Source organism: Caulobacter sp. GW821-FHT10A06 (assembly GCF_059415805.1).
On the sequence record NZ_JBWKNY010000003.1, the window covers coordinates 492,881 to 505,934 of the forward strand.

The window sequence follows — 13,054 nt, forward strand, 5'->3', positions numbered from 1 at the left end:
CATTTTTGATAAGCCGATAGAGCGTTCTGGGCAATTTCTATCGAGGTGGTCGCGCGGCATCTTCGGGTCATCGAATTTTGAGGAGCCCGCCATGACCGCCCAACAATCCCCCATCGCTCTTGTCCTCGGCGCCAATGGCGGCGTGGGCGGCGAGACCGCCGCCGCCCTGGTCCGCCACGGTTGGACCGTCCGCGCCCTGGTGCGTGACACGAGCAAGGCCCGCCTGCCCGGCGTCGCTTACCTGCAAGGCGACGTGATGGACCGCGCCGCCGTGGTCGCCGCCGCGCAAGGCGCATCGATCATCGTCCACGCGGTGAACCCGCCCGGCTACCAGGGCTGGAAGAAGCTGGTGCTGCCGATGATCGACAACACCGTGGCCGCCGCCCGCGCCAGCGGGGCGCGGATCCTGCTGCCGGGCACGATCTACAACTACGACCCCGCCGCCCATGCCGTGATCGACGAGGCCACGCCCCAGCGCGCCTACACCCGCAAGGGCAAGATCCGCATCGAGATGGAGGCTCGCCTCGAAGCTGCTTCCGCCAGCGGGGTGCGGTCGCTAATCCTGCGCGCCGGCGACTATTTCGGCCCGCGCTCGACCGCCAACAGCTGGTTCGCCTCGGGCCTGGTCAAGCCGGGCCAGCCGGTGAAGACCATCCTCTATCCGGGCGACAAGGGCGTCGGCCACGCCTGGGCCTATCTGCCTGACGTCGGCGAGACCTTCGCGAGACTGGCCGATCGGGAAGTGGAACTGCCGGCCTTCGCCCGCTTCCACTTCGCGGGCCACTGGGACGCCGACGGGACCGCCATGATCCGCGCTATCGCCCGCGCTGCCGGCCAAAAGCGCCCCAACGCGCTGCGCCTACCCTGGGGTCTGCTGCCGATCGCCGGCCTGTTCAGCGAGACCCTGCGCGAACTCTCCGAGATGCAGCCGTTCTGGCGCCACCCGGTCCGCCTGGAGAACCGCAAGCTGGAAGCCTTCCTCGGCGAGGAGCCCCGCACGCCGCTAGACCTGGCGGTGACGGCGACCATGCGCGGCCTGAACGTGCCGGTGGCGGACGCCGCGCCGTCGCTGCGCCTGGCGCGGGCGGCCTAGTTTCCCTCTCCCCTTGCGGGAAAGGGGGGGGCTGCGAAGCAGGTCGGGTGAGGGGTTGCACTTCGTTTTCCGGAAAGGCCTTTCGACCCCTCATCCGTCAGCTGCGCTGACACCTTCTCCCACAAGGGGAGAAGGGGCTACGACGCCAGCCGCCGCCTGATATCCAGATAGGCCGCCGCGATCAGCGCGGTCAGCGCCGCCTCGTCCGTGGGCTGGCCCCAGACCACCTTCACGTGCCGCATCAGCTTGCCCGAGCCCTGCAGCAGGCCGGCCGGGTCGGGGAGCTCAGCCCCGTGGAAGAAGCCGATGTTCACATGGGCCTTGAAGGCGTCGACATAGGCGAAGGCGGCGTCGGCGACGCAGGCGGTGGGATGGCCGTCGTGCAGCAGCTCGCGGACGTCGGGGCCGAGGGCGCGGATGGTCTCGAACCACGGCCGGGCCAGTTGGCGCAGCGGATCGGGCGCGGTGAGCCAGGCCTCGACGTCGGGATCGCGGCTGACGGCGCTGGGCAGCAGGAACAGCCGGCTCATCGCCCCCGCTCGCCTTCCGTCTTGGCCAGGAACCAGTCGCGCAGTTTCAGGATCCTGGGCAGCTTGGGGTTATTCTGGCGCCAGACGAAGTTGTGGCCGGTCTCGACGTCGATCTCGCCGGGCAGGGGGCGGACCAGGCGGCCCTCGTCGATGTCGCGCTTGGCGTAGCCGCCTCGGGCCAAGGCGAAGCCCAGGCTCTGGGCCGCGGCGTCCAGCATCATGGCCGAGCCATCGAAGCCCAGGGCGGGGCGCAGCTCGGGCGGCTCGATGCCCATCGCGCGGAACCACATGGACCACGGCAGGTCGGTGTGGCGCAGCAGCGGGGCCGACAGCAGGTCCTCGGGCTTTTCGATCGGGTGACGGGCCAGCAGCGCCGGGCTGCAGACCGGGAAGATGCGCTCGTCCATCAGCCGCACCGACTCCAGGCCGGCCCAGGGCCCGATGCCGTAGCGCAGCGCCACGTCCACGCCGTCGGTGGCCAGGTCCGAGACCCGGTCCTCGACCCGGATGGTCAGGTCCAGTTCGCCCGTCTCGATCGACAGGCGCGCCAGCTGCGGCGACAGCCAGCTGGTGGCGAAGGCTGGGCCGGCGGAGAGGACGATCGGGCCGCTGGCCGCGCGGCGGGCCGAGTCGACCCCTTCGCGCAGGCTGGTGATCGCCTCGCCGATCCGGGCCGCCAAGGCCGCGCCGACGGAGGTGGGCTCCATCTGGTTGCCGCGCCGGGTGAACAGCTGGACTCCCAGCTCTTCCTCCAGCTTGCGGACCTGCTGGCTGACCGCGCCATGGGTCACGAACAGCTCATCGGCCGCCCGGCTGTAGGAGCGGTGGCGGGCGGCGGCCTCCAGGGCGACCAGGGACGAGAAGGGCGGCAGGCGCATGGCGGAGGAGCCAGGTTGTTAGCCAGGCTCACAAGTTCCCGCAAATAGCATCGTTCGTAAAGCCCCGCTGGTCTTGGCATTGTCCTGATCACGGGAGACGCGCTGCCCCGCCCCAACAAACCCGGCGCTCTGAAAAAGGAAGACGACGATGAAGACCCTGCTGCTCGCGGGCGCGATGGTGCTTGCCCTGGCCACTGGCGCCGTTCGCACCCCCTCGACCCTGGACGACCCCCATGCGCAATGGGCCAAGATCATCCACACGGCGCGCTGAGCGCGCGCCACATGACCAGCCCAATAAGAAAGGCCCGGAGTTTCCTCCGGGCCTTTCTCTTATTCGGACTGGGTAGCGAGGCTTACTTGCCCGCCGCCGTCAGGGCGTCCATCAGTTCCGGGACGGCCGTCTTGTAGTCGGCGACCAGGCCGAAATCGGCCACCTGGAAGATCGGGGCGTCGGCGTCCTTGTTGATCGCGACGATCACCTTGGAGTCTTTCATGCCGGCCAGGTGCTGGATGGCGCCCGAGATGCCGATGGCGACGTACAGCGACGGCGCCACGACCTTGCCCGTTTGACCGACTTGGTAGTCGTTCGGCGCATAGCCGGCGTCGACGGCCGCGCGCGAGGCGCCGACGGCGGCGCCCAGCTTGTCGGCCAGCGGCTCGATCACGCGCTGGAACTCTTCGGCCGAACCCATGGCGCGACCGCCCGAGACGACGATCTTGGCCGCGGCCAGTTCCGGACGGTCCGACTTGACCATCTCTTCGCTGACGAAGCGGGTCTTGCCGGCGTCAGCGCCGCCCACGGTTTCCACCGAGGCGCTGCCGCCTTCACCCGCCGCCGCGAAGGCGGTCGGACGGACGGTGATCACCTTCTTGGCGTCCGACGTCTGGATGGTTTCCAGCGCGTTGCCGGCATAGATCGGGCGCGTGAAGGTGTCGGCCGAGACGACCTCGATGATTTCCGAGATCGGGGCGACGTCCAGCTTGGCGGCGACGCGCGGGGCGAAGTTCTTGCCGCCGGCGGTGGCCGGGACCAGGATCGCATCGTAATTGCCGGCCAGGGCCAGCACCGCGTCGGCTTGAGCCTCGGCAATGCCGTGACCCAGGGCGTCGGACTCGGCCAGCAGCACCTTGCGGACGCCGGTGATCTTGGCCGCTTGGTCGGCCACGGCCTTGGCGCCTTTGCCCAGGACCAGCACGTCCACGTCGCCCGAGATCTTCAGGGCGGCGGTGACGGTCTTGTGGGTGCCGTCACGCAGGTGGGCGTTGTCGTTATCGGCGACGACGAGAACAGCCATTACAGCACCCCCGCGGTGTTGAGCTTGGAAACCAGGTCAGCGGCGGTTTCGACCTTGATGCCGGCCGAACGCTTGGCGGGCTCGGTGACCTTCAAGACCTTGAGGCGCGGAGCCACATCGACGCCGTAGTCGGCGACCGCCTTCTGGGCGATCTCCTTCTTCTTGGCCTTCATGATGTTGGGCAGAGACGCATAGCGCGGCTCGTTCAGGCGCAGGTCGGCCGTGACGATGGCCGGCAGGTCGACGTCCAGGGTCTGGAGGCCGCCGTCGACTTCACGGGTGACCTTGGCGGTCGAACCCGAGACTTCCAGCGCCGAGGCGTAGGTGGCTTGCGGCCAGCCCAGCAGGGCCGACAGCATCTGGCCCACGGCGTTGTTGTCGCCGTCGATCGCCTGCTTGCCCATGACCACCAGGTTGGGGTTTTCCTCAGCCACGACGGCCGCCAGCAGCTTGGCCACGGCCAGCGGCTCGAGGTCGGCGTCCGAGGTGATCAGAATGCCGCGGTCGCCGCCCATGGCCAGCGCCGTACGGATCGTTTCCTGAGCTTGCGCCGGACCGATGCTGACGATGACGACCTCGGTCGCCACGCCCTTTTCCTTGAGACGCACGGCTTCTTCGACCGCGATCTCGCAGAAGGGGTTCATCGACATCTTGACGTTCGCAAGGTCGACACCGGTCTGGTCCGCCTTCACGCGGGCCTTGACGTTGTAATCGATAACCCGTTTGACCGGGACTAGGACCTTCATCGGTTTCCACCGCCTCCAGGCTGCTTTTTATCCTGCTTGGCATCCGACTTACCGCTTGTGCGCCGCAATGCAAGTTTCCCTTTGCGTAAGCGTAATGCAGAAACTTGGGTTCCGTTCAAACAGTTGTACGATTTTCGGCGTTTCGCGGTGATCCCACGTCGGTCGAGCCAATTCCCTTAAGGACGGAAAGGCGCTAAGGGGCGGCCATGAACAAGACCTTCACCCGCCTGAAGTACATCTTTCTGGCCCTGTTCCTGCTCGGCAGCGCCGGGGTGCTGGCCTATCACAGCCTGTGGGTGTGGCCGAAAGAGAAGTGCGAAGCCCGCGGCGGCGCCTGGGCCGGCAAGTGGCTGAAGTGTGCGACGGTCTATCCGATCGAGACGATGACGCGCCGGCCGGCGGGGACCCCGCCGATCAATGGGGAGAAGGCTGAGCCGAAGGCTCCTGCTGCGGCTCCCGCTCCGGAAAAGAAGTAGTCCAGCGCCTCGCGTGATCCTCGTCCTTCGACAAGCTCAGGATGAGGATCAGGGTTAAGGCCGTTCAGTAGAAACCTCATCCTGAGCCTGTCGAAGGACGAGGTTTCGGCTCACCGCGTCGCCCCCGGCTTCCACAGCACGTCGGCGCTACCCTTGTCGTTGCTCCACCGCGCGGCGACGAACAGCAGGTCCGACAGCCGGTTCAGGTACTTGATCGCCGGCGCTCCGACGATCTCCCCCTCAGTCCCCGCCAACGCCACGCAGGTCCGCTCCGCCCGGCGGCAGACCGTGCGCGCCACGTGCAGCGCCGCCGCCGCCGGCGACCCAGCGGGGAGCACAAACGACGTCAGCGGCTGCATCTCGCCGTTCAGCAGGTCGATTTCCTGCTCCAGGCGCTCGACCTGGCTGTCGAGGATGCGCAGCGGCTCCCATTCGGGCTTGCCGTGCTGTTCGGGCGTGGCCAGGTCCGCGCCCAGGTCGAAGAGGTCGTTCTGGATCCGCTCCAGGATGGCGTCGAGCACCACGTCGCTCGCCGTATGCTGCCGCGCCATGCCGATGGCGGCGTTGGTCTCGTCGACCCCGCCATAGGCTTCGACGCGCAGCGAGGCCTTGCTGACCGGCGCGCCGGTGGCCAGGCGCGTCGAGCCGCCGTCGCCGGTCCGGGTATAGATGCGGTTCAGCGTGACCATGCTCGCCTCTTAAGCGCCGCCCTTGCGCCACCAGAAGGCCGCGGCGACCAGCACGATGATGGCGATGAACTGCAGCAGCACGCGCAGCCGCATCATCTTGTTGGAATAGGAGCGCCCGAAGTCGCCGCCCCGGAACAGGGCGTACAGGCCCACGCCGAGGGCGATCAGGACCGCCAGCAAAGCGGCGGGAACGAGGAAGTCGAAGAGGTGGCTCATGGGCGCGGAAGATAGGCCGCGCCGCACCGCTTAGCCATACATCCCGGAGCCGTAAGGAAGCTGGGGCGTTACGCGCCTTCAGGTTAGCGACTCAGTTCGGTGACCATCGTCCGTTGAGTCAATTCGGCGAACCTGTTCGGTGAGCCCATTTGTCGCAGTGACGCTTTGAGAGCGCTCCCATATCTATGCCGTACGCCAAAGTTCGGTGATTTGAGTTCGTTTTCGCGGTTGCAATGCGCTTCCCCTGGCGTTATTGCGCCGCCTTCCTATTTTCAGTGCGCGTTCGTTGAACATGATCAACCTCCCCCACCGCGGATCGGTTCGACGCTTTATCACTCACCCCAGCGGGGGTAGGAGCTAACCGCAATGGCCCAGAGCGCTCTGCTCTCGACCAACGCCGGCGTCTCCGCGAACGATCGCGAAGAAGCCATGGCCGAAGTCCGCCAACTGATCACCGACCTGCGCGACGCCGCGCAAGACGGTCGCCAGCTGGCCCGCCGTTATGCCGACGTCCTGCAAAACGTCGTCGACGAGTACTGCATTGAATTCGAGAAGCGCGCCGAGGCCGCTCTCGCCCGTCTGGAGGCCGCCGCATGAGCTTTGTGTCCGTCAATATCGAGCCGGCCACCGACTCGCCCGTGAAGCTGACCCGCCGGGCCCTGGCCAAGCAGCGCACCCGTGAGCGCGTCCTGGCCGCCGCCCGCCGCCTGTTCAGCGAGCGCGGCTACGAAGGCGCCACCATCCGTGACATCGCCCAGGCCGCCGGCATGTCGACCGGCGCCGTGTTCGCCAGCTTCGCCGACAAGTCGGAGCTGTTCGAAGAAATCCTGACCGCCGACTACGAAGTCATCTACGCCCAGATGACCCAGGCCTCGCGCACCGCCAAGACGATCGACGAAGCCCTGATGGGTCTGTTCGGCGTCGCCTACGGCTTCCATGTCGAGCAACTGCCGCTGCTGCGCGCCAGCATCGCCGTGTCGTGGACCCGTTCGGAAGCCGCCGAGCGCCGCGCCCGCACGGATCTGAAGCACATCTTCCGCCTGATCGCCGACGCCCTGCAACGCGGCGTCGAAGAAGGTCAGTTGAAGAAAGATATCGACGCCAAGCTCTTGGCTGAGATCACCTGGGACGTGTATGTCGCCAACTATCGCCGCGCCGTCTACGACGGGTGGTCGGTTGAGGCTCTGCTGGCGCGGCTTTCGGAACAACTGAAAGTCATCTTCGCAGGGGCCCGCGCCTAACCAAGTCCGGAGGTCGCTCCGTTCGGGGGAACGGGGCGGCCTGCGATTGAACAATGACGCTAGCGTGTTCGAGGGGGACGTGCGTGGGCGTAAGAGATGATCAAAAGGCGGCGACCCGGGAACGGGTGCTTGAGGCCGCCCGAGACCTCTTCAACGAGGTTGGCTACGAAGAGACCACCATCCGCGCCATCGCGGAGCGGGCTGGTGTCTCTGTCGGTAGCGTGTTCACCACCTTCGCCTCCAAGGCGGAGGTGCTGAGCCATGTCATGACCCATCGGCTGAGCGAGCTCTATGCCGAGTTCGACCGGGTGGTGCCGTATCTGCGTGGCAGCACGGCCGATCGCCTGTGCTCGATCTTCGCGATCCACTACGAGTTCGAGACCCGGCGGGCCAAGCTGTTCCTGGCCCACATCGCCGCCTCGTATAATCCCAGCAACGACCCGGGCGTCACGCCCTATGGCCGCAATCCGCGCCTGACCCAGATGCTGCTGGACGTCCTGGAAGAGGGTGTGCGCAAGGGCGAGGTGCGGGGCGACCTGGACCTGCGGCTGATCGTCGACACCCTGAAGGCCGCCTATGCCTGGAACTACCGCATGACGGCCGCCGCCGGCGGGACCCTGCCGGCGGCCGAAATGTCGGCGGTGATGGACAAGCAGATCGGCGTGATCGCCGAGGGGTGGCGGCCGCGGTAGGTCCGAAAACCTCGTCCTTCGACAAGCTCAGGATGAGGTTTTCTACTGAACCGCTCTTTGAAGTAGCCCTCATCCTGAGCTTGTCGAAGGACGAGGGCGGGCCTGCAGTGGCTACAGTTGCTCCTCCCACCCGTATTTGCGGTCCAGCTTGGTGATCTGGCTGGTGAAGCCCATGACCGCCATCTTGGTCCAGTGCGGGTCGCGGTGCGGGTGGATGGTGACGACCATGCGGGCCTCTTCGCCCTTGGGGTAGAAGTCGACCTCGATCACGCTCTCATAGGTCTCCATGCCCGGCACGAAGTCGATGTCGTGGGTCAGGACGAGGCGCGTCGTCGGCTTGAACGTGGTGTAGCGGCCGTGGGTGTTGTGCGAGATCGGCTGGCCCATCTGCTTCATGGCCGCGATGGCGTCGGGCGCGTCGGCGATCATGTCATAGGTCAGCTTACCGCCCTCGCGCGGCTCCAGGGCGTGGACCTCGACGCGGAAGCCTTCCGGGCCCCACCACGACTCGAAGCCGTCCTTGGTGGCCCACAGGGCCCACAGGTCCTCGACGCTGGCGCGGTAGGTGCGTTCGACGACCACGATGGCCTGGGGTTCGGCGGTGTCGGTCATGCCTTGGGTTCCTTGGATTGTTGGCGTTTTTCGAGCGCGGCCCCGAAGCGGTCGAGGCGGGCTTCCCACAGCTGTCGGTAGCCGGCCAGCCAGGCCTCGAGTTCCTGGAAGGGCTCGGGCTTGAGGGCGTAGAGGCGGCGCTGGCCGTCGGGGCGCACCGTGACGAACCCCGCCTCGTGCAGGATCCGCAGATGGCGCGAGACGCCCGACTGGTGGATGCCGGCGACCTGGACGATGTCGTTCACCTGGCGCTCACCGTGGCGCAGCGCGTCGATGATGAGGCGACGCTTGGGGTCGGCCAGGGTTTCGAAGGGATCGATCTGCGTCATGATGTATATGTATATAGGTGCATATATGGGGGCGTCAAGAGACCGCCGCGAGCGTGAGCTCACGGCGGTCCTTTTGATCAGCGGGTAGGGAAGTGGACTACAGCGTCGCCATGTCGATCACGAAGCGGTAGCGCACATCGCTCTTGGCCATGCGCTTGTAGGCCTCGTTGATCTGGTCGATCGAGATCACCTCGATGTCGGCGACGATGTTGTTCTCGCCGCAGAAGTCCAGCATCTCCTGGGTCTCCTTGATCGAGCCGATCATCGAGCCGGCCAGGGTGCGGCGGCCGGGGATCAGGGCGAAGGCGTTCAGCGGCACGGGCTCTTCCGGCGCGCCGACCAGGACCATGGTCCCGTCGACCTTCAGGAGGTTCAGGTAGCTGCCCCAGTCGATGCCGGCCGAGACGGTGCAGATCAGCAGGTCGAACTCACCGGCCAGGGTCTCGAAGGTCTTCGCATCGCTGGTGGCGTAGTAGTGGTCCGCGCCCATCTTCAGGCCGTCGGCCTGCTTGGACAGGGTCTGGCTCAGCACCGTGACCTCGGCGCCCATGGCGTGGGCCAGCTTGACGCCCATGTGGCCCAGGCCGCCCATGCCCAGGATCGCGACCTTCTTGCCGGGGCCGGCATTCCAGTGGCGCAGGGGTGAGTACAGGGTGATGCCGGCGCACAGCAGCGGCGCGGCGGCGTCCAGCGGCAGGTTTTCGGGGATCGACAGGACGTAGTCTTCCTTGACCACCATGTGGTCGGAATAGCCGCCATAGGTCGGGGTGTCCGAACCCGGCTCGAAGGCGCTGTAGGTCAGGACGAGGCCCGGCTGGTACTGCTCGCGGTCCAGGTCGCGGGCTTCCTTGCAGGTGACGCAGCTGTCGACGAAGCAGCCGACGCCGACATGGTCGCCTTCCTTGAACTTGGTGACGTTGGAGCCGACGGCGGTGACCACGCCCGCGACCTCGTGGCCGGGGACGATTGGATAGACGCTCTGGCCCCAGCCGTTGTCGACCATGTGGATGTCGGAGTGGCAGACGCCGCAGTACTTGATCGAGATGACGACGTCGTCGGGATTGGGCGCGCGGCGTTCGAAGCTGAACGGCGCCAGGGGCGCGCCGGCGGCGGGGGCCGCATAGCCTTTAGCGGTGGCCATTCGGTATTTTCCTTGGAAAGCGTGGGAAGCGCCGACCGGGGAGGATCGGGCGACCGGAGACTTGCCACGGCCCAGGACGACGGCGTTATGCCGATCCTGCAAAGCTCATGCACGATCCTGCAAAACGCCGCTGGAGCGGTTTTCGCCGAGCGCGCGGAGGCGTAGAGCTGAGCCCGTCCGAAAGCCTTGGAAACCAAGCCCTTGAGCGCTCCCGCCCTTGACGAAGTCTATGCCGAGATCGCCCAGATCGTCGCCCGTTACGCCAAGGAGGACGCGATCGAGTCGCCGATCGACGGCCTGTTCATCGTCAAGCGCAGCTCGCCCACCCAGCCCCTGCACGCCCATCAGCGGCCGTCCTTCTGGCTGGTGGCCCAGGGCCGCAAGTGCGTGAAACTGGGCGAGGACGAGCTGCACTATGGCGTCGGCGACTGCCTGCTGGTGGCGCTGGACATGCCGATGACCTCGCGCATCACCCACGCCACCGAGGAAGAGCCGCACCTGTGTGTCGGGGTCGAGATCAATCCGGCCCGGCTGGCCGAGCTGATGGGCCGCCTGCCGCCCGAGACCGCCGCCCCGATCGACGGGATCCGCGGGGTTGCGGTCACCAAGGCCGCGCCGGCGTTGCTGGACGCCACCTTGCGGTTGCTGCGCCTGCTGGACAGGCCCCAGGACGTCGCGGCCCTGGCGCCGCTGATCGAGCAGGAGATTCTCTATCACCTGCTGAGCGGTCCGTGCGGCGCGCGCCTGCTGCACATCACCCTGGCTGAGGGGCACGGCCACCGCGTCACGCGCGCCGTCGCCTGGCTGCGCGACCACTTCGCCGCCACCCTGCGCATCGAGGCCCTGGCCGAGCATGTGGGCATGAGCGAGAGCTCGCTGCACCACCACTTCAAGGCCGTCACCGGGATGACCCCGATGCAGTACCAGAAGCAGCTGCGGCTCTATGAGGCCCGCCGGCTGATGCTGGTCGAGGGCCTGGACGTCGGGGCGGCCGGCTTCAATGTCGGCTACCAGAGCCCCTCGCAGTTCAGCCGGGAATACCGGAGGCTCTACGGCCTGCCGCCGGCGCGGGACATCGAGGTGCTGCGCACCCCGGTGGCGGCGGAGTAGGGGCCCTAAGCGTCCAGCACCGACCGCACCTTGGCGGCCAGCGATGGCGAGTCATAGGGCTTGTCCAGCATCGGATACTCGTCGGCCCAGTCGATGGCCTCCTCGCCGATGAAGCCGGAGGTCAGCAGCACCTTCAGGTCCGGATTGCCGACGCGAGCCTTGCGGGCCAGGTCGAGGCCGCTGACGCCGCCGGGCATGACCACGTCCGAGAACAGCATCTCGAAGGCCGTGCCGCCCTTCAGCCGGCGCAGGGCGCTGGCGGCGTTGTTGGCGGTGGTGACGCGGTAGCCCAGCGACTCCAGCGTATCGACCGCCAGGGCCAACAGGGCGGGGTCGTCCTCGACCACCAGGATATGTTCCGAACCCGTCGCATCCTCCGAAGGCGTGACGGGAGCGGCCTCGACCGGGGCGGGGGCCGCGATGGCGGGCAGGGTGATCTGGAAGGCCGCGCCTTCGCCGGGGGCGGTGACCACGGTCACCTCGCCGCCGGACTGCTGGACGAAGCCGTAGACCTGCGAGAGGCCCAGGCCCGAACCCTTGCCGACATCCTTGGTGGTGAAGAACGGTTCGAAGATCCGCGAGGCGACGTCCGTGGCCATGCCGGGGCCGGTGTCGCGGACGACCAGGCGGTGGCGGCCGGCCGGGTCGGCCTGGATGCTGATGGTGATGCCGCCGGCGCCGTCCATGGCGTCGCGGGCGTTGACGGCCAGGTTCAGCAGGGCGCTTTCCATCTGGGCCGGGTCGATATGGACGAAGGCCGGGGCCTCGCCCGGCTCCCACTGCACCGACACCGCCTCGCCGACGGCCTGCTTGATCAGGGGCGAGAAGTCGCGGACCAGGTCATTGAGGTCGACGGCGGCCGGGTCCAGGCGTTGACGGCGCGAGAAGGCCAGGAGCTGCCGGGTCAGGGCCGCGCCGCGCTCGGTGGCCTGGCGCACGGCCCGCACCTGGCGGTCGAAGGCGAAGCCCTCGCCGCAGCGCCGCTGGATCAGGTCGACATTGCCCAGGATCACGGTCAGCAGGTTGTTGAAGTCGTGGGCGACGCCGCCGGTCAGCTGGCCGACGGTCTCCATCTTGCGGGCGTGGCCCAGGGCCTCTTCCAGGGCGCGACGCTCGGTGTTGTCCAGCAGGGTGCCGAACACCACGGCCGCGCCGGTGTCGGGGTCCTCGCTGAGAATACCTTGGTCGATCAAGGACTTGTAGGTTCCGTCGGCGCACAGCCAGCGGTACTCGCAGGTGTAGGAGCCGGCCCGGCGGGCCTCTTCCTGGGCGCGGGCGACGATGTGCTGGTCGTCGGGATGGACCTGGCCGTAGCCGAAGTCGGGGTCCTCGGTGAAGTCGGCGGCGTCATAGCCCGTCAGGCCCTTGATGCTGTCGCTGACCGAAATAGCCGCATACGGAGGATCGGCCATCCGCGAGTAAAACACGATCGGCAGGGCGCGCTGGATCGCCTGCTGACGGCGCAAGGAGGCCTGCAAGGAGCGCTCGGCCTCCAGCTTCTCGGCCTGGACGCGGGCGTTCTCTTCCAGCAGGCGTTGGCGGATCTCCAGCTCGTTGGCCAGCTCGACGCGTTTCAGGTGCAGGTCGACCAGCACCTGCACCTTGGAGCGCAGGATGAACGGATCCACCGGCTTGAACACCACGTCGACGGCGCCGGCCGAATAGGCCTTGAAGATGTGGCCTTCGTCGCGGAACACCGCCGTCAGGAACACGATCGGCACGTCGCGGGTGCGGCGCCGCTCGCGGATCAGGGCGGCGGTCTCGTAGCCGTCCATGCCGGGCATGTGCAGGTCCAGGAGGATCACCGCGAAGTCGTCGTGCAGCAGCTTGCGCAGCGCCTCGGGCCCCGAGCGGGCGATGACCAGCTCCTGGCCCAGGGCCTCCAGCGCCTGGCTGGCGGCGAAGGCGTTGCGCTCGTCGTCGTCGACGATCAGCACCTTGGCCCGTGGTCGGTCGACCGGGACAGGCTCTGGCGGGAACTGGACCGCGGGGGTGGAGGTCATCAT

Annotated in this window: 17 protein-coding genes and 1 pseudogene; 7 read left to right on the forward strand and 11 right to left on the reverse strand. The window is 67.4% G+C overall.

Annotated elements, in window-relative coordinates; all coding sequences use genetic code 11:
- Positions 1–91 precede the first annotated feature (91 nt).
- On the forward strand, positions 92–1,093 hold the full coding sequence (locus AC07NF_RS10035; RefSeq protein WP_494631935.1) for an NAD(P)H-binding protein: 1,002 nt from the start codon (positions 92–94) through the stop codon (positions 1,091–1,093).
- 137 nt (positions 1,094–1,230) lie between these two features.
- Here the strand turns inward: AC07NF_RS10035 and AC07NF_RS10040 are convergent, their stop codons facing one another.
- Positions 1,231–1,623, reverse strand: coding sequence for a DUF1801 domain-containing protein (locus tag AC07NF_RS10040; RefSeq protein WP_494631934.1), 393 nt, complete (start codon positions 1,621–1,623; stop codon positions 1,231–1,233).
- The gene (locus AC07NF_RS10045) at positions 1,620–2,501 is read right to left on the reverse strand and encodes a LysR substrate-binding domain-containing protein (RefSeq protein ID WP_494631933.1); all 882 of its coding nucleotides are present in this window, start codon (positions 2,499–2,501) and stop codon (positions 1,620–1,622) included. The genes AC07NF_RS10040 and AC07NF_RS10045 overlap by 4 nt, the downstream gene beginning before the upstream one ends.
- Positions 2,502–2,649: 148 nt before the next feature.
- Here AC07NF_RS10045 and AC07NF_RS10050 point away from each other — a divergent pair, with 148 nt between their 5' ends.
- A complete protein-coding gene (locus AC07NF_RS10050; protein ID WP_492814294.1) occupies positions 2,650–2,772 on the forward strand; it encodes a hypothetical protein in 123 nt (40 codons plus the stop codon).
- Between the two features lie 82 nt (positions 2,773–2,854).
- On the opposite strand, the gene AC07NF_RS10055 is transcribed toward AC07NF_RS10050, so the two are convergent.
- Both AC07NF_RS10055 and AC07NF_RS10060 read right to left on the reverse strand, forming a co-directional pair.
- Positions 2,855–3,796, reverse strand: coding sequence for an electron transfer flavoprotein subunit alpha/FixB family protein (locus tag AC07NF_RS10055; protein ID WP_494631932.1), 942 nt, complete (start codon positions 3,794–3,796; stop codon positions 2,855–2,857).
- A complete protein-coding gene (locus tag AC07NF_RS10060) occupies positions 3,796–4,542 on the reverse strand; it encodes an electron transfer flavoprotein subunit beta/FixA family protein (protein ID WP_494631931.1) in 747 nt (248 codons plus the stop codon). Before AC07NF_RS10060 ends, AC07NF_RS10055 begins: the two co-directional genes overlap by 1 nt.
- Positions 4,543–4,748: 206 nt before the next feature.
- Between AC07NF_RS10060 and AC07NF_RS10065 the strand changes: the two genes are divergently transcribed.
- A complete protein-coding gene (locus tag AC07NF_RS10065; RefSeq protein ID WP_494631930.1) occupies positions 4,749–5,018 on the forward strand; it encodes a hypothetical protein in 270 nt (89 codons plus the stop codon).
- Between the two features lie 17 nt (positions 5,019–5,035).
- Here AC07NF_RS10065 and AC07NF_RS10070 read toward each other — a convergent pair.
- The 3 genes and pseudogenes from AC07NF_RS10070 to AC07NF_RS10080 all read right to left on the reverse strand — a co-directional run.
- Positions 5,036–5,132: pseudogene (locus AC07NF_RS10070) on the reverse strand (hypothetical protein); the annotation flags it as partial.
- Entirely contained in the window at positions 5,129–5,707 is a 579-nt protein-coding gene (locus tag AC07NF_RS10075; RefSeq protein ID WP_494631929.1) for a cob(I)yrinic acid a,c-diamide adenosyltransferase, read from the reverse strand. The pseudogene AC07NF_RS10070 and the gene AC07NF_RS10075, both read right to left, overlap by 4 nt.
- A 9-nt stretch (positions 5,708–5,716) precedes the next feature.
- Entirely contained in the window at positions 5,717–5,923 is a 207-nt protein-coding gene (locus AC07NF_RS10080) for a twin transmembrane helix small protein (protein ID WP_454714078.1), read from the reverse strand.
- Between the two features lie 366 nt (positions 5,924–6,289).
- On the opposite strand from AC07NF_RS10080, the gene AC07NF_RS10085 reads away from it, so the two are divergent.
- The 3 genes from AC07NF_RS10085 to AC07NF_RS10095 all read left to right on the forward strand — a co-directional run bounded on the left by AC07NF_RS10085 (position 6,290) and on the right by AC07NF_RS10095 (position 7,856).
- A complete protein-coding gene (locus AC07NF_RS10085; protein WP_454714079.1) occupies positions 6,290–6,520 on the forward strand; it encodes a CC0731 family SpdR-regulated protein in 231 nt (76 codons plus the stop codon).
- Positions 6,517–7,164, forward strand: a complete 648-nt coding sequence (locus AC07NF_RS10090) for a TetR family transcriptional regulator (RefSeq protein WP_454758625.1) — start codon at positions 6,517–6,519, stop codon at positions 7,162–7,164. Before AC07NF_RS10085 ends, AC07NF_RS10090 begins: the two co-directional genes overlap by 4 nt.
- An 83-nt stretch (positions 7,165–7,247) precedes the next feature.
- Positions 7,248–7,856 (forward strand): TetR/AcrR family transcriptional regulator, encoded by a 609-nt coding sequence (locus tag AC07NF_RS10095; protein ID WP_494631928.1) that lies wholly within the window; start codon positions 7,248–7,250, stop codon positions 7,854–7,856.
- 111 nt (positions 7,857–7,967) lie between these two features.
- Here AC07NF_RS10095 and AC07NF_RS10100 read toward each other — a convergent pair whose 3' ends face one another.
- The 3 genes from AC07NF_RS10100 to AC07NF_RS10110 all read right to left on the reverse strand — a co-directional run bounded on the left by AC07NF_RS10100 (position 7,968) and on the right by AC07NF_RS10110 (position 9,938).
- Positions 7,968–8,468, reverse strand: coding sequence for an SRPBCC family protein (locus AC07NF_RS10100; protein ID WP_494631927.1), 501 nt, complete (start codon positions 8,466–8,468; stop codon positions 7,968–7,970).
- Positions 8,465–8,797 carry an ArsR/SmtB family transcription factor gene (locus tag AC07NF_RS10105; RefSeq protein ID WP_494631926.1) on the reverse strand — a complete coding sequence of 111 codons (333 nt, stop codon included), beginning with the start codon at positions 8,795–8,797 and terminating at the stop codon, positions 8,465–8,467. Before AC07NF_RS10105 ends, AC07NF_RS10100 begins: the two co-directional genes overlap by 4 nt.
- 97 nt (positions 8,798–8,894) lie before the next feature.
- Positions 8,895–9,938, reverse strand: a complete 1,044-nt coding sequence (locus AC07NF_RS10110; RefSeq protein WP_494631925.1) for an NAD(P)-dependent alcohol dehydrogenase — start codon at positions 9,936–9,938, stop codon at positions 8,895–8,897.
- Between the two features lie 201 nt (positions 9,939–10,139).
- Here AC07NF_RS10110 and AC07NF_RS10115 point away from each other — a divergent pair, with 201 nt between their 5' ends.
- On the forward strand, positions 10,140–11,048 hold the full coding sequence (locus AC07NF_RS10115) for an AraC family transcriptional regulator (RefSeq protein WP_494631924.1): 909 nt from the start codon (positions 10,140–10,142) through the stop codon (positions 11,046–11,048).
- Positions 11,049–11,053: 5 nt separating this feature from the next.
- Here the strand turns inward: AC07NF_RS10115 and AC07NF_RS10120 are convergent, their stop codons facing one another.
- Positions 11,054–13,054 carry a response regulator gene (locus tag AC07NF_RS10120; protein ID WP_494631923.1) on the reverse strand — a complete coding sequence of 667 codons (2,001 nt, stop codon included), beginning with the start codon at positions 13,052–13,054 and terminating at the stop codon, positions 11,054–11,056.

Coding starts and splice junctions, on each gene's coding strand:
- AC07NF_RS10045 (WP_494631933.1), bottom strand. CDS start 2,501: ATGCGCCTGCCGCCCTTCTCGTCCCTGGTCGCCCTGGAGGCCGCCGCC.
- AC07NF_RS10060 (WP_494631931.1), bottom strand. CDS start 4,542: ATGAAGGTCCTAGTCCCGGTCAAACGGGTTATCGATTACAACGTCAAG.
- AC07NF_RS10050 (WP_492814294.1), top strand. CDS start 2,650: ATGAAGACCCTGCTGCTCGCGGGCGCGATGGTGCTTGCCCTGGCCACT.
- AC07NF_RS10040 (WP_494631934.1), bottom strand. CDS start 1,623: ATGAGCCGGCTGTTCCTGCTGCCCAGCGCCGTCAGCCGCGATCCCGAC.
- AC07NF_RS10120 (WP_494631923.1), bottom strand. CDS start 13,054: ATGATGACCTCCACCCCCGCGGTCCAGTTCCCGCCAGAGCCTGTCCCG.
- AC07NF_RS10090 (WP_454758625.1), top strand. CDS start 6,517: ATGAGCTTTGTGTCCGTCAATATCGAGCCGGCCACCGACTCGCCCGTG.
- AC07NF_RS10065 (WP_494631930.1), top strand. CDS start 4,749: ATGAACAAGACCTTCACCCGCCTGAAGTACATCTTTCTGGCCCTGTTC.
- AC07NF_RS10100 (WP_494631927.1), bottom strand. CDS start 8,468: ATGACCGACACCGCCGAACCCCAGGCCATCGTGGTCGTCGAACGCACC.
- AC07NF_RS10105 (WP_494631926.1), bottom strand. CDS start 8,797: ATGACGCAGATCGATCCCTTCGAAACCCTGGCCGACCCCAAGCGTCGC.
- AC07NF_RS10035 (WP_494631935.1), top strand. CDS start 92: ATGACCGCCCAACAATCCCCCATCGCTCTTGTCCTCGGCGCCAATGGC.
- AC07NF_RS10075 (WP_494631929.1), bottom strand. CDS start 5,707: ATGGTCACGCTGAACCGCATCTATACCCGGACCGGCGACGGCGGCTCG.
- AC07NF_RS10055 (WP_494631932.1), bottom strand. CDS start 3,796: ATGGCTGTTCTCGTCGTCGCCGATAACGACAACGCCCACCTGCGTGAC.
- AC07NF_RS10080 (WP_454714078.1), bottom strand. CDS start 5,923: ATGAGCCACCTCTTCGACTTCCTCGTTCCCGCCGCTTTGCTGGCGGTC.
- AC07NF_RS10110 (WP_494631925.1), bottom strand. CDS start 9,938: ATGGCCACCGCTAAAGGCTATGCGGCCCCCGCCGCCGGCGCGCCCCTG.
- AC07NF_RS10085 (WP_454714079.1), top strand. CDS start 6,290: ATGGCCCAGAGCGCTCTGCTCTCGACCAACGCCGGCGTCTCCGCGAAC.